At 47.9% G+C, this 24,997-nt stretch carries 18 protein-coding genes; 6 read left to right on the top strand and 12 right to left on the bottom strand.

Annotated elements, in window-relative coordinates; all coding sequences use genetic code 11:
• Positions 1–99 precede the first annotated feature (99 nt).
• Together NG792_RS21735 and NG792_RS21730 are read right to left on the bottom strand one after the other, a co-directional pair.
• On the bottom strand, positions 100–1,869 hold the full coding sequence (locus NG792_RS21735; protein ID WP_261198480.1) for a peptidoglycan D,D-transpeptidase FtsI family protein: 1,770 nt from the start codon (positions 1,867–1,869) through the stop codon (positions 100–102).
• A gap of 302 nt (positions 1,870–2,171) precedes the next feature.
• Positions 2,172–2,804, bottom strand: a complete 633-nt coding sequence (locus NG792_RS21730) for a hypothetical protein (RefSeq protein ID WP_261198479.1) — start codon at positions 2,802–2,804, stop codon at positions 2,172–2,174.
• Positions 2,805–3,482: 678 nt separating this feature from the next.
• Between NG792_RS21730 and NG792_RS21725 the strand changes: the two genes are divergently transcribed.
• The 4 genes from NG792_RS21725 to glgB all read left to right on the top strand — a co-directional run bounded on the left by NG792_RS21725 (position 3,483) and on the right by glgB (position 7,756).
• A complete protein-coding gene (locus NG792_RS21725) occupies positions 3,483–3,821 on the top strand; it encodes a hypothetical protein (RefSeq protein WP_261198477.1) in 339 nt (112 codons plus the stop codon).
• A gap of 718 nt (positions 3,822–4,539) precedes the next feature.
• The gene (locus tag NG792_RS21720) at positions 4,540–4,902 is read left to right on the top strand and encodes a hypothetical protein (protein WP_261236766.1); all 363 of its coding nucleotides are present in this window, start codon (positions 4,540–4,542) and stop codon (positions 4,900–4,902) included.
• A 92-nt stretch (positions 4,903–4,994) separates the two neighbouring features.
• Positions 4,995–5,393: a hypothetical protein gene (locus tag NG792_RS21715; RefSeq protein WP_261236765.1), complete on the top strand. Its 399-nt coding sequence runs from the start codon at positions 4,995–4,997 to the stop codon at positions 5,391–5,393.
• A 53-nt stretch (positions 5,394–5,446) separates the two neighbouring features.
• Positions 5,447–7,756, top strand: coding sequence for a 1,4-alpha-glucan branching enzyme (gene glgB, locus NG792_RS21710; RefSeq protein WP_261236764.1), 2,310 nt, complete (start codon positions 5,447–5,449; stop codon positions 7,754–7,756).
• A 226-nt stretch (positions 7,757–7,982) separates the two neighbouring features.
• On the opposite strand, the gene NG792_RS21705 is transcribed toward glgB, so the two are convergent.
• From NG792_RS21705 to htpG, 7 genes are all read right to left on the bottom strand, one after another.
• Positions 7,983–8,513: a pilus assembly FimT family protein gene (locus tag NG792_RS21705; protein ID WP_261236763.1), complete on the bottom strand. Its 531-nt coding sequence runs from the start codon at positions 8,511–8,513 to the stop codon at positions 7,983–7,985.
• 156 nt (positions 8,514–8,669) lie between these two features.
• Positions 8,670–9,209 (bottom strand): pilus assembly FimT family protein, encoded by a 540-nt coding sequence (locus tag NG792_RS21700; protein WP_261236762.1) that lies wholly within the window; start codon positions 9,207–9,209, stop codon positions 8,670–8,672.
• 16 nt (positions 9,210–9,225) lie between these two features.
• Positions 9,226–10,179 (bottom strand): type II secretion system GspH family protein, encoded by a 954-nt coding sequence (locus NG792_RS21695; protein WP_261236761.1) that lies wholly within the window; start codon positions 10,177–10,179, stop codon positions 9,226–9,228.
• A gap of 53 nt (positions 10,180–10,232) precedes the next feature.
• Entirely contained in the window at positions 10,233–10,904 is a 672-nt protein-coding gene (locus NG792_RS21690) for a type IV pilus modification PilV family protein (protein ID WP_261236760.1), read from the bottom strand.
• Positions 10,905–11,012: 108 nt separating this feature from the next.
• Positions 11,013–15,716 (bottom strand): hormogonium polysaccharide biosynthesis protein HpsA, encoded by a 4,704-nt coding sequence (hpsA, locus tag NG792_RS21685; protein WP_261236758.1) that lies wholly within the window; start codon positions 15,714–15,716, stop codon positions 11,013–11,015.
• A 285-nt stretch (positions 15,717–16,001) separates the two neighbouring features.
• A complete protein-coding gene (gene rpmB / locus NG792_RS21680; RefSeq protein WP_261198468.1) occupies positions 16,002–16,238 on the bottom strand; it encodes a 50S ribosomal protein L28 in 237 nt (78 codons plus the stop codon).
• A 493-nt stretch (positions 16,239–16,731) separates the two neighbouring features.
• Positions 16,732–18,708: a molecular chaperone HtpG gene (gene htpG, locus NG792_RS21675; protein WP_261236757.1), complete on the bottom strand. Its 1,977-nt coding sequence runs from the start codon at positions 18,706–18,708 to the stop codon at positions 16,732–16,734.
• 161 nt (positions 18,709–18,869) lie between these two features.
• On the opposite strand from htpG, the gene NG792_RS21670 reads away from it, so the two are divergent.
• Together NG792_RS21670 and NG792_RS21665 are read left to right on the top strand one after the other, a co-directional pair.
• Positions 18,870–20,345: an MBOAT family O-acyltransferase gene (locus NG792_RS21670; protein WP_261236756.1), complete on the top strand. Its 1,476-nt coding sequence runs from the start codon at positions 18,870–18,872 to the stop codon at positions 20,343–20,345.
• A 4-nt stretch (positions 20,346–20,349) separates the two neighbouring features.
• Positions 20,350–21,504 (top strand): hypothetical protein, encoded by a 1,155-nt coding sequence (locus tag NG792_RS21665; protein ID WP_261236755.1) that lies wholly within the window; start codon positions 20,350–20,352, stop codon positions 21,502–21,504.
• A gap of 76 nt (positions 21,505–21,580) precedes the next feature.
• Here the strand turns inward: NG792_RS21665 and NG792_RS21660 are convergent, their stop codons facing one another.
• The 3 genes from NG792_RS21660 to NG792_RS21650 form a co-directional block, all read right to left on the bottom strand.
• Entirely contained in the window at positions 21,581–22,597 is a 1,017-nt protein-coding gene (locus tag NG792_RS21660; protein ID WP_261236754.1) for a sialate O-acetylesterase, read from the bottom strand.
• A gap of 40 nt (positions 22,598–22,637) precedes the next feature.
• Positions 22,638–23,258 carry a class I SAM-dependent methyltransferase gene (locus NG792_RS21655; RefSeq protein WP_261236753.1) on the bottom strand — a complete coding sequence of 207 codons (621 nt, stop codon included), beginning with the start codon at positions 23,256–23,258 and terminating at the stop codon, positions 22,638–22,640.
• 775 nt (positions 23,259–24,033) lie between these two features.
• Positions 24,034–24,996 (bottom strand): glycosyltransferase, encoded by a 963-nt coding sequence (locus NG792_RS21650; RefSeq protein ID WP_261198460.1) that lies wholly within the window; start codon positions 24,994–24,996, stop codon positions 24,034–24,036.
• Position 24,997 lies beyond the last annotated feature (1 nt).

The raw sequence follows: 24,997 nt of genomic DNA, 5'->3' as shown, positions 1-24,997 counted from the left end.
GGTGAGGCTCCACGGACAAAGCCTCTCCTGCGCGGGCTAATCGAGGAAATCGACTTGAGACAACCGGATTTGGTATAACACCCGTCAGGTGTTGCAACTTTACTCCGCAGACTCCTCAACCTCGGGGGTTTGAACCTGTTCTGAGGGGGGAATACCCTCAATTTGAATCAGGGATTCCATGATTTCTTTGACAATGGGTGCGGCGACGGTTCCCCCATAGCCCCCCACGGGTTCATCTACGGCAGCGAGGACGACGTAGCGGGGGTTATCTGCGGGTAAAATTGCCACAAAACTGGCGATCCGGGCGTACTCGGAGTAACCTGTCCCATCATCGGATGCTTTTTGAGAGGTCCCGGTTTTTCCGGCAATCCGATATCCGGGAATTTGGGCGGCGCTGCCGGTGCCGTCGGTGATGGCATCCTCCATCATTGCCACGACGGCTTGGGTGGTGGAGGGGGAAAAGACTTGGCGCTTGGGACGGAGGTCCGGTTGCCAATACTGGCGTCCTTGACTATCAAAGAGTCCCCGGACGACATGGGGGGTGACGAGATACCCTTCATTGGCTAAAGCGCCGTTTATTTGGACCAGTTGGAGGGGGGTCAGGGAAAGACCTTGACCGAAGGAGGCGGTGGCGGCATTGACGGGGGAAGCCATAAATTCGGCTCGCGATCGCAGTTGACTGGCGGTTTCAAAGGGTAAGTCTGCGCCGATGATATCGCCGATCCCCAGGCGTTGCAGCCAACTGTAAAAGACCCGCGATCGCATCTGTTCGATAATATGCACCATCCCCACATTACTGGAATAGCGGATGATTTCGGTTACGGTGAGATTGCCTCGACCGGCCCCATCGGAGTTGGAAATCGGCCATTCATCCACAAAAATCCGCCCTTCATCATAAAAGACGCTGTTGGGTTCAATGGCACCGGCTTCTAAGGCGATCGCCACGGTAATTGGTTTAAAGGTCGATCCCGGTTCGTATAAATCCGTGAGCGCCCAGTTTTTAAATAACTCCACATCGGCTTTAAAATATTCATTGGGGTCATAGGAAGGGTCACAGACCAGGGCTAAAAGTTCTCCAGTTTTAGCATCCATGACGATCGCAGTCCCCCGTTTGGCATTCCACTGCTTCCGGTGTTTCTCTAGGGCAACTCGCGCCGCTTGTTGCAACCGGGAATCTAGGGTGATTTGCAAATGCAAATCGTCCAAGCGCATAAATTCCGCTGGTACCGGGTCGGGGATCAGCGAACCCCATAATCGGCGATCGAGTTCTAGTGAGGCTTCCCGGGCGAGTAAGTGTTGGTGGCTGGCTTCTATCCCCGCTTGACCTTTGCCTTCTGTATCCACATATCCCAGCACATCTGCGGCTAAGTTTTGCTGGGGATAATAGCGGGCGCGATTTTGCTCTAGTTCTAGTCCATCGAGGAAGATCTCTCGGATGCGATCGGCATTTTCCTCCGAAATTCCGATCGCCACCGTAATTCCACTTTCTGCTGCGTTAAATTTTCCGAAGAGTTCGGCGCTGGTTTGATTCAGAATCGGGGCGAGGCTTACCGCCATCTCTTCCTTGGAGATTTGAAACAGTTTGGGATGGGCATATAGGGTATAAACCGGGCGATCGAGGGCTAAAACATTGCCACTGCGATCGACGATCGCCCGTCGGGGAATAAACGGCTGCAATTTCACATCTTGCTGCTGTCGGGCCTGTTCTTGCAAGTCCTGCCCGTTCACAATTTGCAATCGATACAAATTCCCACTCAATCCCAAAATTCCGGCTATTAAAACCCCCCACACCACCGCGAACCGAATGCGCGGATTACCCAATCGCGTCAGGGCGCGGACTCCCCGCCTCACTCGCGGCGAGCTGTTCAAATTCTCCAAAATTAATAGTAAAAAGGCCAGGGGTAACAGTAAAAATAAGTTTTTACTGCCCTCTGGTCCCCGCTTATTCCGAGCAGTCCCCCGGTTGATTTTTTTCGGGCGTTTAGATGGGGTTTTGGAATGAGAGTTCCGCTGCAAACTTCCCCCAGGGTGTGGAATCCTTGATGCCATATTCCGCTCGTACAGTGTAATCAGGTTGGAGAATTTGAAGGTTTTTGAGAAGGAATTGATTCAGGTGATATTCCCCGCTTTAGGTCCGAAATAAGTCGGGTTTAATCCAGAACGGGTAGAGGTTAATATCCCACGGGTCCGGTATCGGAAATAGGGGGTTTTTCCCCGCTAATTTCTTCTGCTGCTGGGGGTTCCACGGGGGTGGGTTTTAAAAATATCATTTGATTTAAGTTAGGGGGTACTAACCCGCTTCCTGGTTCTTCGGCTTGTTTGGAAAATTGGGTTTTTAAGCTTTCGTTGGTTGTGGTCAGTTTTCGCTCTTGGCGACGCAAATTTTCTAACTCTCGGAAGGATGTCCCCCACTGTTGCTGGTAGTAGACAGTGCTGCCATAGATGAATAAAGCGGCACTGACGAGGAGGAAGGTGGCGAAGGATGAAACAGTTTGAGCTTTCACGAGCGATCGCAACCAAAAGGGAATAGCCCAAGGATTTGAGGTGGACTGATTTCTCGCTGGTGTGTTCTTTCGGGGTTCGGTTGTCTTTGAGTTAGGGGTTAGTCCTTCGCCGACTCGGGGACTGGATTGAGGCGATCGCAAAGGGGTGACGGGCGCGGAGGTTCTTGGGGCGATCGCCGCGCCTTCTTTCGGTTTTCTCTGCTTGGTTGCGATCGAGGTTACTTTACTGGATGTTCCTGCCGAAGTGGGGCGGGACCTGATTTTTCTCGGAGCATTTGGGGGTCTGAATGCAACTGTCATAACTTTAAGCAATATTAGGCGATTCTGTTAATAGCGCTATTTATATCGGTTCCCTTCTCAGCGACAGCCTGGATTGAGTCCTTGGATCAATTGAGTTGAGAATTCCGACGTTCCTGGTCTTGTGGATTCCACGGAGACTTCCCCATCCTAGCACCGGCTTGTCTGTAAGTCTTTTGCAGTTGGGGAACTCCCATTTCAGGAGGGCGATCGCTCCGGTTCCCTCCATTTCCCTCTCCTGGGGGAGTTGTTGACTTGGCTCAATTAAGATATAGAAGACCTCTTCCCCCGTGATCAGATCAACGGAGAGGGTCCATCCGTACCCACTCGTGGGGTGGATTGTAACAACTAGCACCCCCGGCAAATTTAGGGTGAGTTCGGGGACTTGCCCCCCAGAATCTAAAATTGCCCGGTCAATCCACCCCAGGATCTGGGAGGGTTTCGTCAAGAAGCTATAAAAATTTTTTAAGTTAGATGAAAATTTGTAACTTTTTTCGAGAAAATGCCCTATCCTATACTACTAGCAGATTTTAAGGGAGTTTTCCCTGGGTAGGTCCCGGAGAAAGCACCCTGAAAAACTGTCCTAGATTGGGTTCATTCGCAGTTGTTCAGTTTGTAGAAACGACTGAGGCAGTCTGGGTTCTTGGTCATGGCTGATTCATTCACTCCCAAATATCCACAATGAAAAACAAAATCGCAAGTTTAGCTGTTTTACTCGCTTTGTCTACCTCGGTTGTAGCCTGCAATACCAATGAAGCGGAAACCCCTGCTACGACTACCCCCACAGAGGAAGTTCCTGTAGACCAGACAGCCCCCGAAGCAACTCCGACGACTCCGGCAACCACTCCCGAAGCAACTCCGACGACTCCGGCAACCACTCCCGAAGGAACTACAACGACTCCGGAAACCACCCCCGAAGGAACTACAACGACTCCGGAAACCACCCCTGAAGCAACTCCGGAATCAAGCACCGAAGGAACTCCGGAATCAACCCCCGAAGCAGCTCCAACGACTCCGTAAACCACTCCTTCTGCTCCTTAAAACAAAACTGAGCAGTAACTAACGGGTGTAGGAATGGGAATAAGGGATTTCCATAAAACAGTTCTGCATTAGAGGTCTTTGGGGAATTGCACTCGTCCCCTCGTCCATCAAACACTTATTCCTCTGGCTTCCCCCGTAATCTAAACATTGATTCCTCTAGCCTCCCCCCTGCTCTAAACATTGATTCCTCGGGTTTCCCCCAGGAATTAAACATTGATTCCTCGGGTTTCCCCCTTCTGAAGGGGGAAGGTCCGGGGAGCCAAGGGGGAAGGTCCGGGGAGCCAAGGGGGACGGGAGAGGGATCCCAGGGGGACGGTCAGGGGATCTGACAGGGGGTTAGTGGAATCTCTCACCGAAGACTTTATTTTGTGGAGTCCCCTAACAACAACTACAAACGATTAACTCGCAGTAAGGGCCTCAACCTCGCGCCCTTGCTCAAGTCATCCGAGTCACAAACCCTTGACATTTGTCGAGGGTTATTTTTTGAGGAGCCAAAAGAGGGGCAGTTCTGCACCCTCCTGGAACGAGTGGAGCAGGGTCTGCTGAATCGGGCGGTAAACTCGGTTATCCCATCAGCAGTTTTTGAGTTCAACCTGTGATTTGAGGGGAATTTGGTTGACTTATTTATGACTTAAGACTGATAGAAAAGGGCGGAAAATATGCTAGTAAAAGTTAAGAAGATCATCTATTAATTTGTATGAGCGATCGCCACCAAACCATCGGTCCTAAACTCTCGGGTTATACCCCTTCAATTCAGTTGATTTTAGTTGGGGGAATCTTGCTGGGGATCACCCCACTGGCTACCGCTTTACCTCCAGCCTCGGATGTCCCCGAGGAAATTTTGCGAACTGAAATTATTACCCAAGGCCGATCGCCCGTTGATGGCGCACCCCTTACCCCCGATGAATATGCCGCATTGCTCGAAAATCAGGCATTTCAAGGGACGATCGCCCCAAACGATGGCAGCCCACCTATGGCGACTGGGCCAATCCCTCCAGGGCAGATCATGATTAATCGATTGCCCGTCAGAGAATTACTTAGGGTGATTTTTCCGTTTTGAACGTGCCATTTTAGTTTACAATCCTTAATATTTCTGGTGTATTGATAGAACAGGACCGACCCATCACCTGAAGTAGAGAGGAAGTGCTTTTCATGAAAAGCATCAATCCTATCGGGTTAAATCCCTGGAACAAGCGTCAGTCCTGTAAAAGAGTTGCTCCCTCTAGGGCGGCGATCGCCAGGGCATTAGGGGGGGAGGATAGGGAGGATGGGGAGGATAGGGAAGATGGGGAGGATAGGGAGGATAGAAAAGATGGGGAAGTTTGTAGTAACGACTTGCTGTCGTTTCCTCCCCAATCTCCCCAATCTTCCCCAACTCCCCAATCTCCCCAATCTCCCCAATCTCCCCGCATTAGGGAGCCGGTGTGTGAGCCAACCAGCACTCTTCATCACAGAGACCCAGAAATCTCTAAGATGAAGCTATCATTAACACCCCCACCCGAGGCGATCGCAATATCTAATCCTTGTGCCTTAACCCTCATCCAGGGTTAATCAACCGCACAGATATCGAAACCCATTCATGAACTCCATTTAGGCAACAAAACATGACCATAACAATCGCCCCCGATCAAGTCCATCAGATAGTTGGGAATCAACATCAAGACCCCTTTGAAATCCTCGGCGCTCATCCCATCCAAGACAACGGCAAAATCTCCCATTGGGCCGTGCGAGCCTACCTCCCCAACGCCGATAGCGTTTCCGTCATCGTCCCGGAACAGCGCCAAGAATATCCCATGCAATCCGTGCATAACCCCCACTTCTTTGAATGCGTCATTGAAACCGCAGAACTAGCAAACTACCAATTTCGCATCAAAGAAGGCGATCGCGAACGGGTCATCTACGACCCCTACGCCTTCCGGTCCCCCAAACTCACCGACCTCGACATTCATCTCTTCGCCGAAGGCAACCACCATCGCATCTACGAAAAACTCGGTGCGCACACAATGGAAGTCAACGGCGTTAAAGGCGTTTACTTTGCCGTCTGGGCACCCAACGCCCGTAACATCTCCGTCCTCGGCGACTTCAACCACTGGGACGGACGTAAACATCAAATGGCCAAACGCGGCAACGGCGTCTGGGAACTCTTCATCCCGGACCTCGGTGTAGGCGAACATTACAAATATGAAATTAAAAACTCCGCAGGTCACATTTACGAAAAATCTGACCCCTACGGTTTCCAACAAGAACCCCGGCCCAAAACCGCCTCCATCGTCACCGACCTGGACACCTACACCTGGACCGACCAAAAGTGGATGGAAGAACGTCGCAACAGCGATCCCCTCACCAAACCCATCTCTGTCTACGAATGTCATTTAGGCTCCTGGCTCCACGCCTCCGCCTCGGAACCCGCTAAACTCCCCAACGGAGACACCGAACCCGTCGTCATCGTCTCCGAACTCAAACCCGGGGCCAGATTCCTCACCTACCGAGAACTCGCCGAAAAACTAATTCCCTACGTTAAAGAACTCGGCTACACCCACATCGAATTACTCCCGATCGCCGAACATCCCTTTGATGGGTCCTGGGGTTATCAAGTCACCGGCTACTACGCCCCTACCTCCCGTTTTGGCACCCCGGAAGACTTCATGTACTTTGTGGATTGCTGCCACAAAGAAGGACTTGGCGTCTTGGTAGACTGGGTTCCCGGTCACTTCCCCAAAGATGGACATGGATTAGCCTTCTTTGATGGAACTCACCTCTACGAACACGCTGACCCCCGCAAAGGCGAACACAAAGAATGGGGAACCCTCGTCTTTAACTACAACCGCAACGAAGTCCGCAACTTCCTTGTATCGAACGTCCTATTCTGGTTTGATAAATTCCACATTGATGGCATCCGCGTCGATGCCGTCGCCTCGATGTTGTATTTAGACTATTGCCGCAAAGAAGGGGAATGGGTCACCAACCAATATGGCGGACGGGAAAACCTAGAGGCGGCAGACTTCCTGCGCCAAGCCAATCATCTGCTATTTTCTTATTATCCTGGCGTGCTTTCCATTGCCGAAGAGTCTACCTCCTGGCCGATGGTTTCCTGGCCCACTTATGTTGGCGGGTTAGGGTTTAACTTAAAATGGAACATGGGCTGGATGCACGATATGCTGGATTATTTCAGCATGGACCCCTGGTTCCGCCAGTTCCATCAGAACAACATCACTTTTAGTATGTGGTATCACCACAGCGAGAACTTCATGCTGGCCCTGTCCCATGATGAAGTGGTGCATGGGAAGAGCAATATTATCGGTAAAATGCCCGGGGACCGCTGGCAGAAATTAGCCAATGTCCGCTGTTTGTTTACCTATATGTTTGCTCACCCGGGCAAGAAAACCCTGTTTATGAGCATGGAATTCGGCCAGTGGAGTGAATGGAATGTCTGGGGCGATTTGGAGTGGGAACTCTTGCAATTTGAGCCACACCAACAGCTCAAAACCTTTATGACTGACCTGAATCACCTCTATTGTTCAACCCCTGAACTTTATACCCAAGATTTCGGACAAGAAGGGTTTGAATGGATTGATTGTTCTGACAATCGCCATAGTGTCGTCTCGTTCATCCGCTGGGATAAAAATAAAGAAGATTTTGTGGTGGTGGTTTGTAACTTCACCCCGCAACCGCACAGTCACTATCGCGTCGGGGTTCCGGTACATGGATTCTACAGCGAAATTTTTAACAGCGACTCCGGCAAATATGGCGGCAGCAACATGGGGAATCTAGGCGGTAAATGGGCCGATGAGTGGTGGTTCCATAGTCATGCTTACTCAATGGATTTGTGCTTGCCTCCGTTATCCGTCTTGGTGTTTAAGTTAGATCAGGAAAAGACTGAAGAAGCGCGGAAGGCTTGGATGTCTCAAACTTGAGAAGCAACAGCCGACGGGGGTTTAAACCGCCTTCCAACGGTAGGTTTTTACGATTAACCCGGATTGTACTCGTGACGTGGCTTTGCCGCGTCACGCTCTGAAGGAGGCTCTGCCTCCAGTCCCCAAGCAACGGCTTAACCTGCCTATTTCCTGGTGAGGCGCGATCGCCACGTCACCAGGAATAGGCAGGCGGGGAATTGCTCCCCCGCCCAGCCTCAAACGAACCTCAACCACACTGGTCCGTTTTCCTCATCGCCCCTAACAGGGTAGAAACAAACACACAGCGCTGTTTATTACTGTTACTATTGCGGAGGCGAACCGTCACCCGTCCAATGCGACCATTGGAGTTCCCTTTATGATTAAATTGCATTCGCCAAACCCCATTTGAAGAGTATTGATAAAGGGTGGTTTTGCTTTCATCAATTTTTACAAAAGAATTGAGATTTTGCCAGTAGTGTTCCGTGGGATCCACCGAAGCCGGATGCACAGCCCATTGGGCCAGATCATTCCCTTGACGAAAACTAGCTTGATAGGTGATTTTTTGCTGAGTCGCTTTGCTTTTGGCTTTTAAAAGCGCATCATAGATTTCATTTTGTCCTGCCGTCAGACGAGTATTATTTAACCAATTAAGCCAGCTTGGAATACCGATCACTGCTAAAATGGCAATGATAAAAACAACAATTAAAACTTCCAGCAAAGTGAATCCGGCAGTCGTTGAGTTCCCGAACTGACGTTTAATTTGATGTGTTAATTGCATCGCTCAACACCCTGGTTATTGTTTTTAAATAAAATAAATCCTCGCGGGAGAAATTGGGAGGATTTTTAATATTTTTTTACAATTGGCAGAAGAGTGGGTGGGCAGGGTACTCAGGAGAGTAAACAGATTAACAATCAACAACAACAGGCAACATTGCTACGGAAGAATACAAGCATCCCCTTGGGCTTTGCGAACTGTTCCTAAAAGGGTCTTCACAATCACGCATTTTTGTGCACCTCCAGTCTGAAGAGATATCAGCATGGTCCCAGTGTCGTCCGTGTAACCCTTGGGGTCAAAGGTAATAGTCCAACTGCTTGGATCAATGATGAGTCCGTCTTGCTCAATCTTTTGCCCCTCAGTTGGTGGAGTTGGCTCTGTATGTATCGCCCACTGAACTATTCCACCGGAAGAGGCTTGCTGGATGGTCACTTTCCGGGAACTTTTGCTCTGCCTAGCTTGCCTTTGGGCATCACCAATTGCTACAGCAATTGCATCTTGAGCCTTGTTCAGCCGCGTGTTATTGAGCATTGATAGCCAACTAGGACCGCCGATCGCCGCTAAAATCCCCACCATAAAGACTACCACTAGAACTTCCAGCAACGTAAAGCCTTGCTCATTGCTTCCTACCGAAGCACCGCGATCGCCTAGGGTCTGCTTTGAAGTGAATTTTTTTTTCAAATCCATAAATACTTTCATAATCTTGTTTAATTTCCTAATCTAGCGTAGGCGGTTCTCTTCCAAATACGCTTCGCGCTTGGACTTGTCTCTGCAAGCTGGGTAAATAGGTGGGATTTCTGGAATCAAGGGGCAGCCCCGCTCTGGCAATGGCATTACCCCGTAAGAACACAATTGCATCTTGCATCGTTCCTCTTCCAGGGTTCCGAACACAGGCATAAAAACTACTGCTGTTATTCGCGTTAACAGGAGATCGGGTATAATCCGTGGGACAATCTGTCAGTGGTGGTTGATTCCGATTATCTACCGAATCGACCAAAACCGGATGATCCTGGAGTGTGGTTTGAATTCCTCCACCCCCCCAATTTCCAAAATCTGGAGGCTCTGGGGCAGGGTTAAATCCTGGTGCAGGGGTTAAATTTGCTAAAGTTTGATATTGACGAAGGCGATACCGAGTAAGTTGTGCAGGGCCTTGCCAGGGTTCGGTCTGATTGTCTCTTAAGGAATAAACGACTAAAGTATAGGTATGACCTCTGGTCTTTAAATCCCTACAGTCTTGAGGCGAATTGACAGCGTTACAGTCATTTGGAAGACCGTCATCAGTAGTATAGGGAACAGGTTCGAGTTTCCAAAAGGCTAATATGGGTTGAATTTCTTGGGGAAAATTAATCTGAGTTCGTAAATCTGTACACTTATCAGGGTCTTCATTTACTCCATTTAGGCAATCGCCCGGATAGATATAAACTGCCTCCTGCATCTCACTCGCTATGTAATCCATTGCTAGACCCATTTCTTGCTGGATTTGGCTCTTGGCGGTTTCCTGCTTTTCAGTTCCCAGCAAACTGAGAACTAATGTCATCATGGCATACATGACAATAGAACCCACCACGATCGCCATTAATAGTTCCAAAAGAGTAAACCCGGCTGTTTGCTTTTGACGCAGATGGGCAATGTATGTTTTAAATATCAATTCTCTATTTTTTCTTCCCATTTCACTGCCGCCTCAAATAATTATTGATATTACTTAATTTTTCAAGAATTCTACTAAGGACAATTTCCATTTCCATTGAGTAGGTTCTGATACGCTAAGGAAGAACTCCCCAAGTCACTTCTCACGATGGGAATAGAAAGAACCGCCAGGGGACTGGGGCCACTGGTTGTTGCTCCAGAAAAAGCTAAAGACCCTTGCTTGGGAACGAGGCTACCTGGGTTTGCTTCAACAGAAGCTACGGTGTAAACTCTAACTACCATATTTAACCCCACAGGAACATCATTATTGTCTCCTTGACATTGGCTTGCCGTCCGAAAACTTTGGACCACAAAATCCATTTTCTCGATTATTCCATTTCTATCGATATCTACAGTGCAGCCTGTTGTTGATGCACTTGCCACAGGCGAAGCCCCGCAATTTTCAAAGGAGGTGGGAACCACATTCAAGTTGTTTCCCGTGGGGGGCAACAAATTCGTAAATTCCGTTATAGTTAAAGTTTTCTCCGAACTTTTACGTCCTTGTTCCACCAAAAGTCGTACTCGTTCAATTTCTCCCTGGGCCAGATTTAGGGCCTGTTCAGCCCGGTGAGCGCGGACCCGAGCAGCCAGAGATAGTGCGATGGGGGGACCAACCGCAACCACTGCCACGCCAAAGATCACGATCGCCGCTAGAGACTCGATTAGCGTCAGCCCTTGTTCCGTCGAGTGGGGTTTACTTCGTCGCATTTGAATCCTCCGTCTTTACTATGCAGGGTTGTTACTCAGGGACTTTTTCCATCGCTGTCAAGGTGAGGTTTTAGAGCCGCACAAGCCAGCCCTAAAACCTCATACCCTTTAATTGCAGCCGGAACCTAGCGCCTCCCGTAGCTTACAGATGTATGGATCGTCCGCCTCTGGCTCTCGATAGAACTCGTCCCGTTTGGAGTTAGGTACAATCATCCGTGAGGAGATAGGACCAGCCGGAGCATACTGGAGCCCCACATCATAACCCCAGTTCCGGTTGGGGGGTTGATAGTAATTAAACGGGTTCACATTAGCTGCGGGAGTCTGAGTGGGTTCCCAGGCATTCTGAGAGAACGGTCCCGTCGCATAGTTACTAAAGTTGAGCTGGATCAAAGAACCTTGGATAAATAGATCTCTGCCAGTCCAGTTTTCTAGTAAGCGGGGGAAGTTATGAAATCCTCCATTGATTTGGTTGAGTCGCTGCGGGATAACTCCGCTGACCATGACCATATTAACCGTGGTATTCGCAGCGTTTATATGTCTTTTTCCATTACTGAAGTTCTGAGTGAATCGTAGATAGGTGCCAGTATCCGGCGCTACTCGATATACTCTCCAGTTGGTAGGATCTGTGCAATTGGTTCCTGTACTCGTGCAATAAACCGGGTCCCCCGAGGGAGCAATCCTGATGGGAGAGTTGGCCGACTTTATATGATTATTAGTAGTATTCGGTATCGAAGCATCTTGCTGCGTTGGAGGATCGAACCGATTCTCGCTCATCCAAGGACCATTAACAGTGGTTGCCGGACGGTTTTGATTGATATAAGAGGTATAATTGCTCGCCGTATTACAGCCGTATTTTTTCTGCCGATCCACTGCACTGAGTTGACTAGGGTCCTTCGGATCCGATACCCCAGCATAAATAATGCCGTCTTCAATGCTCCCATCGCAGAAGTTATTGGAGAGGATGGTCACTGCATCAGCCATGATCTCTGTAGGCCGCCACCAATCTTGTGCCGGGTTCGCAAATTGGGGATTGAGTTGGGTATCTCTGCGATCGTAAAAAGCCTGTCTCGTGGGAGTACCTCCCAGGGTTTGGGTAAACTCTTGGATGGTGTTTCCCGCGCCCGTTGCTGCACCGTTATGGAGGTTGAAATGGCCCTGAATGTAGACCGGATTATCCGATACAAAGGTCATCCCGGCGGGATTATTTGGGTTTGCTTGACGCCGCACTGTACTCCCGTTTTTGAGGCGGAAACCATAAGGACGACGATCGGGGTCGGGATAATAATCCACGGATTTTGTACTGATTGAGCCGGTAGCTGGAGGGGGTAAGGTAACTAAGGGTGGATCCGTCGGGGCATTCGCGTTCATGATTGCACCTTGGGGGCGGGCGATCGCATCTTCACGCACCGCATCTTCCCGGAACGCATAAACAATACCCGTCGCCGGTAACCAATTTTCACCGCCCCCACCAGGGGCGGTAGTGGTGCGGAGCATATTCAAATCTATATTCAGCACCCGCACATTCATCGCTTCACGGCCATCATATAGGGCGGCATCTTTGAATGCGACTTGCCTATACTCTGTAGTGGCACCCTGGACAATTCTAATCAGTTCGCGATCGCTGGAATTAGGAGCCGCTGGGAGCAACGGGCTGTTGGCCACAGCACTTGGCAATATCCAGTTAGCTGGGAGGGACCTGGGTCTCAGAGCTATTTGCCCAATTTCCGCCGGAGTCAGACTTTGGTAATTCGCGGTATTAGGGGCCGCAATATAGGGTTCTGTAGGAGGTTGAGCGGGGCCGCCTACACTCCCATCATGGTTATGGTTTTCAGCCGGGAAGAGGTAGTACAGTGAGGGGAATTTCGGCTCGTTGGAACATAGGCGGGATAAGCCAACCACATACTCCCCTTGTGTCAGAGGTGCCGGAGTACCCGGAATAAGTGTTGCACTGAGTGGTTGAGTGAGTGGTTCTCCTAAGCCAAAATTATTATTGGCATAAATTGGTAGTGTTGGTTCACTTAAATTGCAAGCAATATTAACGTTACGAGGAGGAGCAGTAGTCGTGGTCGTATTGACCTGGAAGATAACACCACGAGAATTAGTAACCCTAAAAGTCTGATTACTAACCGTCTCGTTTACATCACTTACGCTAAAGCCATTGAAGCGATCGCGCTCTACTTGCTCTTTGGTCATGACCAACCGTGCCAGCTTAACGATAGAATTCATTCGCTGTATTTCGGTTGCTGGCCTATTCTGCGCGACTAAAGCATTTCGTTTTTCTTCTAGTTTTGCTATGTAAGCTTCAGGAGGGAGGTTGTAAGCAGTAGCAGGGGGCGGAGGAGATGGAGGAGATGTAATAGGAATAGGAATAACCTCATAGTCAAAAGTTGGTGCTGCTGTATTCTCACTCCCGTTTTGCAATTGCCAAAGCTCATCCGCTAGGGCGTTTAAGCCTGCTGCATTAGCACCTGTTACGTTATCTAAACCTCTATCTCGGTTAGCTGTGTTAGTTGTATCCCCATAATAATAGGCTTGCAGATAGTTGATGTTATATGCCAACATTCCCAACGTACCAGAAGCCGTTTGTAGGGTAGATTGGTCAGCGATGCTGAGTGCGTTATAGGCAGTACCACTGTCCAGAATTCGGCGAAGGTTGGAATAATTGCCCCACATGGTCCGTGCAGGTCTGTTGCTGGGGATAATAGGCCCACCAACAGCACTATCAAGATCTCCAGTAAAATTCGCCAAATTTCTTAGGGCTGTTTGCCGCGCTGCATTGCTCTGAAAACCTGCGGTTAGCCCCTCAAACTCCATTCCATTCGTACCTCGACCGTTAAAAAAGTCGGTAGCAATAATCGGAGTAGTCGCTGTATTACCTAGCCCATTAAAAGCAGCGTCGTTGTCCCTAGCAAATGTAATCCGATCAAACGTGGCACTTTCTCTCAGGGTGTTTGGGCTACCTGGATGAACTGTTGTTGCAACAAATGCCACAGGCAAATCGCCGGTTTGCTGACTGTGGAAATAAACCGCCGTCGATTGCACTGCAGCTAGATTATCTCGCAGAGTGCGACGCTGCCGTTGCTCATGGGAGGGAAAGGCATGAGCGGGAAGGCGCGGATTGGGATTTAGCGGATCATCTCCAGGAATTTTATCATCGGAAGTGGTACCATCACGGTTCCGATCTTGCACCCAACCAAAAGGATTTCCTAATTCCAAACGCTGACCCACGATCACCCGAAGACCTTCCCCTCGGGAACGTCTCTCCCAATATCCATCTAATCCATATCCTGTAGGTTGATCGACGGGAGGTGTATTCCGAATTAATCGGTCCTCACCCGTGATTGGCTGACCGTAATTAAAGCTGCCTTCACCGACGGGAATAGAACACTTAGTCGGATCGTCAGGGTCACGAAATGCTTGATTATAAGCAGTTTTCGGACCATAGCGGTTATCGGCGCGATAGGTGTCATCAACGTAGGGAGGACAAGCGGGGTTGTTAATCGTAATGCGCTGGGCCAGGTCTCCATTTTCCCAATTATCATCTTTAGCCCACCCTGCCGTACTTCGATTTAGAGGTTCAGTTGAATCATTGGTCAGGATTTTTACCGGATCCAAGGCAATATTAATGGCCGTGTTGAGGCTGCCAGTAACGGAATCAAGGTTTTCGTTATTCAGATTGGTAACTTCCGGCTCCGGATCGCTGGCAGCTGTACCCGCTTCGTGTCGATCAAAATTTACAGGCCCGCCAAAGTTACCATTTTCAGAAGGCAGGGATGGAATGGAATATACAAGGTGTTGAGCCATTGTAATATCGGAGTTAAGTGCGGGGTTGTAAAAACAAGAGTCCTTTGAACTAATTAAAAATGAGTTAAAGCCATCCTTTGCTCTAACAAAGAAACTCCCTTGAGTGTGCATTGCCCCATTCCAAGTAAAAGTTGGACCCGGAAACAATTCCAGGTCCGTTCGGAACCAGGCGCCCCACTTATTTCCCCGGTCCATGTAGCGGTCTTGTTGATATTGAAGAGTTGAAATGGACTGATTTGATGAACTCGTCGGAATTGCTACAGCATAAACTTGAAAATTCTTCTGTAAAATACCTCCTGAAGGGGCAAACCAACCTTCTTCCAGGACTTGCCCTTCTTCGCCATTACCCGCACTCTGACAAAGGGGATTATCTGTTCGTCCCGTAATCAGTGGCCCATTCCGTACCAGAAGAGCATCGGCTTTTTCTTGATCAGAGGTTAAAGCCCCTTCCCTATCGGGGTCCATTGTTACACCACCCCGAGTGGTTCTTAACAGAATGGTATAGGCAACAGTGATATCATTACTGGGATCATTATCTTCATCATTAACTTTAAAGCTCCAAGCTGGAACATTCTGTCCCCCGGCTGTCATAGCTAATAGATTTTCCTTGGGAAACAGATAATCATTAGATAACAAGGTTTGTTCCAACAGAGCTTCTGGGGGAATTCCAGCTACCAGATTGGCATTAAATAATTTCTCAAGTTTAGACTTGGCTCGTTCGATCGCAGGTGCAGCGGCATTTTGAACTTCCTGCCGCTGGAATTCGCTAATTGCATCCGTCGATCGCTGATAAGATCTAAACATTAAAGTGCTGACCACCAACATCATCACGATGATGAGTAGAGTAGTCGTTGGCAACACAAAACCCGCCTGCAATCGACGGCGTGACGTGACGAACGCAGTTCGCAGAAAACGATAGGTATCTCGACTTGTCAGCTTTTGAGCAAATCGAATGATTGCTTGCACGAGGTGCGTTAACGCTTTTTGGATTTTGTGCTTTCTAGCCATAGCTACTCCGTGAGTGCAGGTGCCATTAATTGAGAAATGGAGAGTCTTTTTTCTGTGTTAGCTTAAAAATCCCGGAATTGACTATCCGTATATTTCCGGAGATTTTTGTTAAACTATTGTATTATCTAGTTTTTAGCTTACCCAGCTAGATAGAAAAATCAATCAGCCTAGGGTTAGAAACTTTGTCAAAAGGGGCCTAGATAAACGGTTTTAAGGCCCCAATATGGAAAGAGGCACGGCATTGCCGCGCCTCTTCATTGTAAAAGTTCCCCAGGGGTTGGGGTCTTAGTATTTGGACAGATTGATTCCCGCTTCCTTGGCGTAAGCTTGCAACCCCTTGTTATTGAGGGTTTTGATAGCGGTGGTGGATAGGCGCAGTCTCACCCAGCGGTTTCCTTGGGGCCACCAGACTCGTTTCCATTGCAGGTTGGCTTCTTGCAGCTTATGGGTCCGGCGGTGGGAGTGGGAAACGGCCATTGCGTTATTCGCTTTTTTGCCGGTGAGTTGACATTTGCGGGACATGGTTTCTCCTTAGATAAGTTGGGCTATGTTGAAACGCGACCTTCTATTGTACCGAGTTTTGGGGAAGGATGGAGGATGGAGTCGTTTAACTTCATTTCCGGTCCCCTCCCCTTGGCAAGGGGAGGGTTAGGGTGGGGTCCTCTTGGAGGCGATTCCCTACGGGAGAGCTTCCGCTTACCGCGCGTCACGAGAAATCGGTGGGTGGAGGGTGTCGGTGGTGACGTGCGATCCAGCCTTACGAAAAAAGAGGTTGGACCAGCCTCCAGGCGCGATCGCCTCCTAGAGTACGTTATGTGGCGGTAAGCGAAGCTATCCCGTAGGGAATCGCCACATAACCAGGACCCCACCCTAACCCTCCCCTTGCCAAGGGGAGGGGACCGGAAATGAAGTTAATCTGAGCTAAATCACCCTGAGCGTAAAAAACCTACCCTTGTAAGACCCAACCCTCCCCTTGCTAAGGGGAGGGCTATGAGTAAGGTGTTATCGCTTTTCCCTAGGACCGTTGTTCAGTTAAGCGGGTGAGCAAGCGGTTGGACCGTTCTACGAAGGTGGTCATGCCTTCGGCGTCAAAGCCTTTTTGAGCCATCAGCGCTAAATCATAGACATGGTGACAAATCATGTCCGCCAGTTCTGCTGAGGGGGATTTTCCTTCCCCTTGAATGATGCTGCTTTGGGAAAGTTCGGTCAAATGTTGGATCAGGGGATGCGCGGTGTTCACCAGGAGGATATGCTCGTCGGGGAATTTGGCAGATTCCTGGGAGACTAAGGCATTCATATCCCGGAGGCGGCGCAGAAATTCTGGCAGCAGGACCATTGCCGGGGGAGTGCCTTGGGGGTCGTCGGATTTAAGGGCCTCGGTGCGGATGGTCAGTTTGGGTTGGTTGAGCGCTTGCTCAAAGATTTCTTTGATTTGTTCGCTACGGGTCTTGTTGGTACTGGGGTCAACGATTTCCGAGGCTTTGTCTTGTTCAATCAGTTTGTCGTCAATCTCCGCATCCACCCGGGAGAATTTGACCTCGGTATGTTCCCGTTCCAGGAAGCTGATGAAGTGGGGATCAATGAAGGAGTCCATAAATAGGACTTCTAATCCCTGACTCTTGTGCAGTTGCACGTAGGTAGCTTGCGCTACGGAGTCAGTGCAGTAAAATGCCTGGTTCTCGTGGCGCGCTTTGTTTCGTTCTAGGTACTCGTCTAGGGTGGTGTAAGAGGGTCCCTCGGTTTTGCTGTCCGATGAGACTTGTTTCCAGGCGTCTCCTTCTTCGGCTTGCACTTCTACGGCGGGTTGGTCGGATTCAGCGGGTTTGAGGTCGGCTGTGGTGCGGTAGATGATGATATCTTCGAGTTGCTTTTTGAATTTATCATCGTTGAGGCAGCCAAATTTAACGAAGGTGCCGATATCTTGCCAGCTTCGGATATATTCTTTGCGGTTGTTGTTGTACTGTTCTTTGAGTCGGTCCGCGACTTTTTTGGCGATGAAGTCTGCGATTTTGCGGACGGTCCGGTCCATCTGCAAGGCGCTACGGGAGACGTTCAGGGGAATGTCGGGACTGTCTAGGACGCCGCGCATGGGGAGGAGGAATTTGGGAATGATTTCCTCGCAGTGGTCCGAGACAAAGACTTGATTGCAGAACAGTTTGATTTGTCCTTTGGTGACATCGACATCGGGACGCAGTTTGGGGAAGTAAAGGATGCCTTTGACGAGGAAGGGATAGTCGGTGTTGAGGTGGACCCACAACAGGGGTTCTTCTTGGAAGGGGTAGAGGTAGCGGTAGAAGTCGAGGTAATCTTCGTCGGTGAGGCTGCTGGGAGATTCGCGCCAGAGGGCTTTTTGCCGGTTGATTTGTTCGCCATCTATTTTGATGGGAACTGGCATAAAGTCACAGTAGGTTTTGACGAGTTGCTTGATGCGGGAGGCTTCGGCGTATTCTTTTTCTTCGTCCTGGAGGGTGAGGGTGATGGTGGTGCCGTGGGTGGTTCGGCTGGAGTCTTCGAGTTTGAAGGTGGGGGACCCATCACAACTCCAATGGACGGCTTGTGCACCTTCTTTGTAGGAGAGGGTGTCGATTTCAACGGTTTTGGCGACCATGAAGGCGGAGTAAAAGCCGAGTCCGAAGTGACCGATTATTTGGCGATCGCTGGCGGATTGATATTTACTGATGAATTCTTCGGCGCTGGAAAAGGCGACTTGGTTGATGTATTGTTTAACTTCGTCGGCGGTCATGCCGATGCCGGTGTCGCTGATGGAGAGGGTGTTTTTGTCAGGATCGATGGCGATGGTAATTTCGGGGTTGCTGGTGTCGCCGCTAAATTCTCCGGCGTAGGAGACCATTTTGAGTTTTTCAATGGCATCGACGGCGTTCGAGACGAGTTCCCGCAAGAAGATTTCATGGTCGGAGTATAGAGACTTCTTGATAATGGGAAAGATATTCTCGGTATGGATCGTGATTTGGCCTTGTTCCAGTACGGTCATAGTTTTCTCAGTTTAAGGGTAAAGTTTAGCTCAGTATTGATTTTGGGCGATCGCGCGGTGGTTGTAGATCAGGGGAACCCCCCGCAAAGGATTCGGATCTCCCTACTTTTTGAATTCAAGCTGGGTTCCCGGTTGGCTCACGGTATAAAAGGCGGCTGCTTGTGTTATTCAATTCTTACGTTTTCATTTTCGGGTTTCTCCCGGTCACCTTGTTGGTCTATTTTGGGTTGACGCGCTTGCGCTATGTGAAGGCGGCGATAGTTTGGATGGCGATCGCCTCGTTGTTCTTTTATGGCTACTGGAATCCCCCTTATTTGTTGTTGCTGCTGGTTTCCATCAGTCTGAACTATGGGTTCGGCAGGGCGATCGGCTCTAGTCCCTTAAGGAGCGATCGGGCCAAATTCCTGCTGATTGTCGGCATTCTTATTAATTTAGTCTTCATTGGCTATTATAAATATGCCGAATTTTTCCTCAGTTCCCTCAATCAGGTCTTTAACTGGACTTGGCACAGTCCCGATATTGTTCTCCCCTTGGCAATTTCATTCTACACCTTTACTCAAATCGCCTATCTGGTGGATGCCTACCGGGGAGAAACCAAAGACTCCAATTACGATTTAGTCACCTACAGTCTGTTTGTCTCATTTTACCCGCAATTAATCGCCGGTCCCATTCTGCGCCATGACGAACTAATTCCCGAGTTTCGCTCGCTGAGGAATTTTATCTTTTCTGAAAAAAATTTTGTTTTGGGGTTAACCCTGTTTATTCTGGGATTATCCAAAAAAATGCTGATTGCCGATAATTTATCCCCTTGGGTGGCCCTGGTTTTTAATAATGCAGAGTCTGTGACTTTTGTGGAAGCCTGGATCGGGGCTTTGAGCTATACCTTTCAACTTTATTTTGATTTTTCGGGATATTCAGACATGGCGATCGGCTTGGGATGGATGGTGAATATCAACTTACCGATTAATTTTAATTCTCCCTATAAAGCCAGTTCAATGATCGACTTTTGGCGGCGTTGGCATATTACCCTTTCGGCCTTTTTGAGAGATTACCTTTATATTCCCCTAGGAGGTAACCGCAAGGGAGAAACCCGCCGTATTATTAATTTAATGGTGACGATGCTCTTAGGTGGTTTGTGGCATGGTGCAGGGTGGACTTATGTGATTTGGGGAGGAATGCATGGATTATTTTTGTGCATTAATCATAGTTGGCGCAAGTTGGGGATTTCACTGCCGAAATTTGTGGGAGTGACGGTTACATTTTTGGCAGTCGTTGCCAGTTGGGTGGTGTTTCGGGCTGCTACATTTCAGGATGCTTTAGAACTTTTACAAGCAATGGCGGGAATGAAAGCTGTGATCTTACCCACCCATTACCAAGGAATTCTCGGCTGGTTAAGTCCGTTGGGATTGAAATTTCAGCCAGTTGCAACCTTAGCTTATTTACCCCGATGGGGGGTAGAGTTAAATAGTTTAATTCTTTTGGGAGTGTTATTAATCGTGATGTTGTTGCCGAATGCCCTGGAAATGGTACAAAAATTTAAGACAAATTGGGTTTGGACTGTGGGAATTGCCAGTCTAGCAGCGGGATGTTTTATTTCTCTCAATCAAGTGTCCGAGTTTCTATATTTTCAGTTTTAATTCCATGTCAGATCACAAGGATTATCGTCGTTATGGCTTAAGGTTATTAACCGTAACCGCTGTTTTTTTGGCCCTCATTGCCGGATTTAATGGGTTTTTCGACCCTTATCAGGTGATTGGTACTCCCACCATTAAGAGGCTGAATCAGGTTAAGCGGGAGAAAGACATTCAGGTGAGATTGTTTAAAACGGTGGCGGTGAATCAAATTGAAGCGAAAAGCCTCTTTTTAGGGTCATCGCGGACGGAATTTGGTTTAGATACCAATCATCCAGGGTTGAGAGATCTCCAACCGGGATATAATTTGGCAATTACTGGGGGGAATATGTATGAGGTCCGTCGCTATTTTGACCATGCGATCGCCACTCAGCCGGAGGTTAAAGAGATTATCTTAAGTCTAGATTTTTTCATGTTTAATCAGGCCAAAAAAAATACACCGGATTTCAGGGAAGAACGCTTAGGAACCCGGAATTTATTTGTGGGAGACTTGTTTGAAGTTTTATTATCAAAACCAGCCTTTATTAGCAGTTTAAGAACGTTAAAAAATAGTTTTTCGCGTCCAAATAATCCAGGGTTTTTCTATGAGGATGGCAGGCGAAACCCCGATTCCACCATTGAACAGGTTTATTTCAATCAAGGCGTCATCCCTCGATTTAGGATGGTTTTAAGAGATTTTCTAGTGCGACCCGACCTCTATGGAACCTATCAGCTTTCTGTGGATTATCTCAACGATTTAAACGCCGTGATTACGACCAGTCAACAGCGGGGAATTCGCTTACATCTGTTTATTTCGCCGAGTCATGCGTTGCAATGGGAAGCCATCCGAGTGGCGGGATTGTGGTCCGAGTTTGAAGCCTGGAAGCGAGCACTGGTCAATCTCTCACCCATTTGGGACTTTTCGGGGTACAATAGCATGACCACTGAGGCGATCGCTGATCCGATGCAGTATTATATTGAAAGTTCTCATTACCGTAAGGAACTCGGGGATTTGGTCCTCAACCGGATATTAGATTACCGACCCGAAACGGTCCCCTCGGATTTTGGCATATTGCTGACACCGACTAACCTGGAGACTCATTTAGAACAAATTCGTCGCGATCGGGAACTATGGGCTAAAGAAAACCCTAAATGGGTCGAATTTGTAGAAGCATTAAAGCCTTAATTCGTGATGAGATATAGCTATAAAGAAATCGAGCAAGATGCTACCACGCCCCCGATTACAGCATTTTGTTAATTGATTACCAAGGTGCTGTAATCGGTGAATTGGGATGAATTTCCCCTGAATCCAAACACTGCCTGCCTGTAAGATTTAACGGTTCAAAAAACAAAGCAGGAGAGGGTTTTGTCCAGTCTAAGGAAGGATAGAGAAAACAGCAAAAACCGCATTTCATCTGCACCCATTGCAGGGCAAAATGATGACCTAAGCTCATCAGTCCGAGGGAATGGAAGTGCAGATTATCGGCATCACGAGAAAAATAGAGGGTTTCTACAAGTCGCGTGTGCGCAACGGATTGGGAGACTTGAAATTGAGCCTGACGAACGATATCCCCATACTCAAAAGTACCAAAGGGCGTAGTAGATTGCTGGTTGACAATAGGAATTAAACCATAAATGACGGGGAGTTCGGGTTGGTTTAAATCTTGCCGAAGTCGGGCGATAAAATGGGTGAAGTTTTGGGCATAATTGGAGGCCATATAGCGATCGCTTTTGGCGTCGGATTCTCCCTGCATCCAAAAAAATCCCGCAATTTCTACTGAGTAACCCAGACGGGAGAGTTCGGCGATCGCCTGTTGCACTCGGTCAAGCATTTGATGATACAGAGAATCTTCCAGTTTAGGATTCCACTGAGTCTCTAAATTCGTGCCATTTTGGGCATATTTGACCAAAGCGATGGGTTGTTTTAGATGCCTGGAAATCGTGGCCGCTAGGGTAATTTCTGGGCCAAATCCTTGGGAATTCGCAACCCCCTGACTAAAAGGTAAGGGTTCGGTTGGGGCTTGCAGGGTTACCCATTCATTTTGGCGATCGTACCATAACACTTGCGACAGAGGCTCCTGTAAATAGGGGGGTAAATCGTCCAAATTGGACCGATATCCCACCATATTGGATTGTCCCGCTAAGATAAACAGTTGGATAGATGCGGTTCTGCCCGGTAGGGAAAAGCTGGCGAGAAAGGTATTAGTTAGAACCATCACACTCATCCCCTTACCGGCGAGCAGTTTCAGCCATTTCTCAACCCATTTAGGATAAAACATAACGACTCTGTAAACAACGGGGAGTATTCACTCCCTTTTTCTATTTCTTTTCTAGCTTTTCTAGGACAAAAAAGTAGTGATACGGCTCTAGAGGGTCTTGATATTCCCGTTTGAGTTGAAGACCGGCATTTTCTAGGGAGGCAATAATCCGTTTTTTAGGATAGCCTTTTAATCCCATTTCCCAGCAATGTTCATCGGGGGTAAAGGGCTGATTGCTCCAAAATTTAGGAATTTGGAATAGCACACTCCGGGGACGCTGATACTGATACAAGAAAAATTGAACTTGTAGGGTCAAATAGGCCGTATTATAGGGGAGGGAAATGACGACAAATTTCTTGGTAGCTTGGGCGATTTTTTTGATAGCAGCTTCAAAATCCTCATAGGGGATATGTTCCAAAACTTGAAACAGCACGATCACATCAAATGTATTGTGAGCAATTTCAAAATCACTTTTAAGGTCTAAGATAATATCCGGATTCAAGCCCGGGTCAAAATCGGCCCGAATTACTTCATAGCCTTCTCTTACCAAAAATTCCGATAATAAAGAATTAAAAATTCCCACTTCCAAAACTTTATGAACCGATTTACCTAAAGCCTGGATGAGCCTTTTTTGGTTGTAGTAGCTAATTACTCGAGTTTTGGTTAAATAGTTTGCGGCCATGATAATTGCTCGTTAAGGGAGTAAAGTTTTAAGTGGGTTCGGGGGGATTATTTTCGGGCCATCTCCGAGGTAACAATCGGCTCCGCCTGGTCATTTCCTATAGCAATTTTGTGTAGGGGATGCCAGCTTGCCCCGCAGATCAGCTCATAGGGTCACCTGGGGGCCTTTGGTCGGCCCGCCATCGAGACCCTCAGCCGATTTTTAAGGACCACCTTAGTCGGTTTTGCTAAAATCATAAATCAGGCTAGGGGTTGAAATTTGAAATCCGAGAGTTTTGAGTTTTGATGATAATAATATACCTCATTTCAGCCCGGGTTGAAATACTAGGAGGTTAAACCATTACCAGGATAATCTTCTAAAATTCGAGGGACATCAGGGGCGATCGGCCCTCTAGTCCAGTCGAACATTCCTATTGACGAGGACCGTCCCTGGGCAGAAGCCCTAACCGAGCATTTCACCCCTCGACCCATTCGCTCCTAATTTTACTCTAAATATTAGTAATGCCCAAAGTCATGGGGTACAGATCTTATGATCCGTTCGAGCAAAATGCTTGATTTTAATAGGAGTCTGAGCAAAATGCTCGCACTTATAGCCTACATTCCGTAGGTAAAATAAGAGAGTAGAGAATATTTTAAAACCCTGACAAACCTAACATCTTATGTTCGGGACTGTCCGTTTTAGGTTCCCCCAGCATTTTCAGTAAATTGGATGCTATAAATTTTAAACCCTTAGAGTACAACAATGGATAGGTCTTATCACCCAAGGGTTTATCCTATCAAGTTTGATCGGGCCAAAGATGTTTTACTCGATTCAGGAATATTTTTGCTGTTTGAGGAGATAAAACAAGAGTAGCAGCAATTTTTACAAAGAGAATTGACATCAGGCGCGATCGCCGCTTCAGCAAACCTGGATCGTAGTAAATAGCCACCCTAAAATATCTCGCTGCGATCATCCCTTTTTGCCTTGTCAAAGGCTTTTGTAGGGCCTTCAACATCAAATAAAAATACAGGTGGGAGAGGCTCTGCTTTTTGATAGGCTGTAAAGAAATGGGGGCATTTGAAAAAGCTTTGGAAAGTACAAGCAAACAAGCTGATTCTTGTTGTAAAATATTACTAGACATCGAATTAGGCGAGAGACGATACAATATTTGAACTTGAGGTACAGCCACAAATTTATACCGGGCAGCTAGACGCAAATATAAATCCCAATCCTGACCACCGCTTAGGGATTCATCGAATCCACCAATTTCCGATAAAGCTTGCCGAGCAATTAAAGGATTAGAGCCATTTTCTAAATAATTTTTTACCAATAAAAGTGGATAAATATCACCCTCCGGGCTTTTATGGAAACCTGCGTATAAAAAATGACTGGATTCATCAATATAATCCGTCCAGCTATAAGCTACTGCGGCTTCAGGATTTTGTTGGAGGGCTTTGTATTGCAATTCTAATTTATTAGCTATCCATAAATCATCAGCATCTAAAAAAGCAATATACTTGGCGGAAGATTTGGCAAAGCCGATGTTTCTACTTCTTGGAGCGCCAGAATTAAACACAGTAAACACTTGAATTCTGGCATCGGTAAAGCCAGAAATAATCTCCCCGGTTTTATCAGTCGATCCATCATTAATGATAATCAACTCAAAATCCTGAAAAGTTTGATTTAAAACCGATTCAATCGTCTCCTGAATCGTCTTTTCAGCATTATAGGCGGGAATAATCACTGAAATGGTGGGCATT

It is taken from the genome of Laspinema olomoucense D3b (genome assembly GCF_025370785.1).
In the GTDB taxonomy this organism is placed as follows: domain Bacteria; phylum Cyanobacteriota; class Cyanobacteriia; order Cyanobacteriales; family Laspinemataceae; genus Laspinema; species Laspinema olomoucense.
Note: the sequence above shows the minus strand (reverse complement) of the source record. Positions and strands in the feature narration are given on the sequence as shown.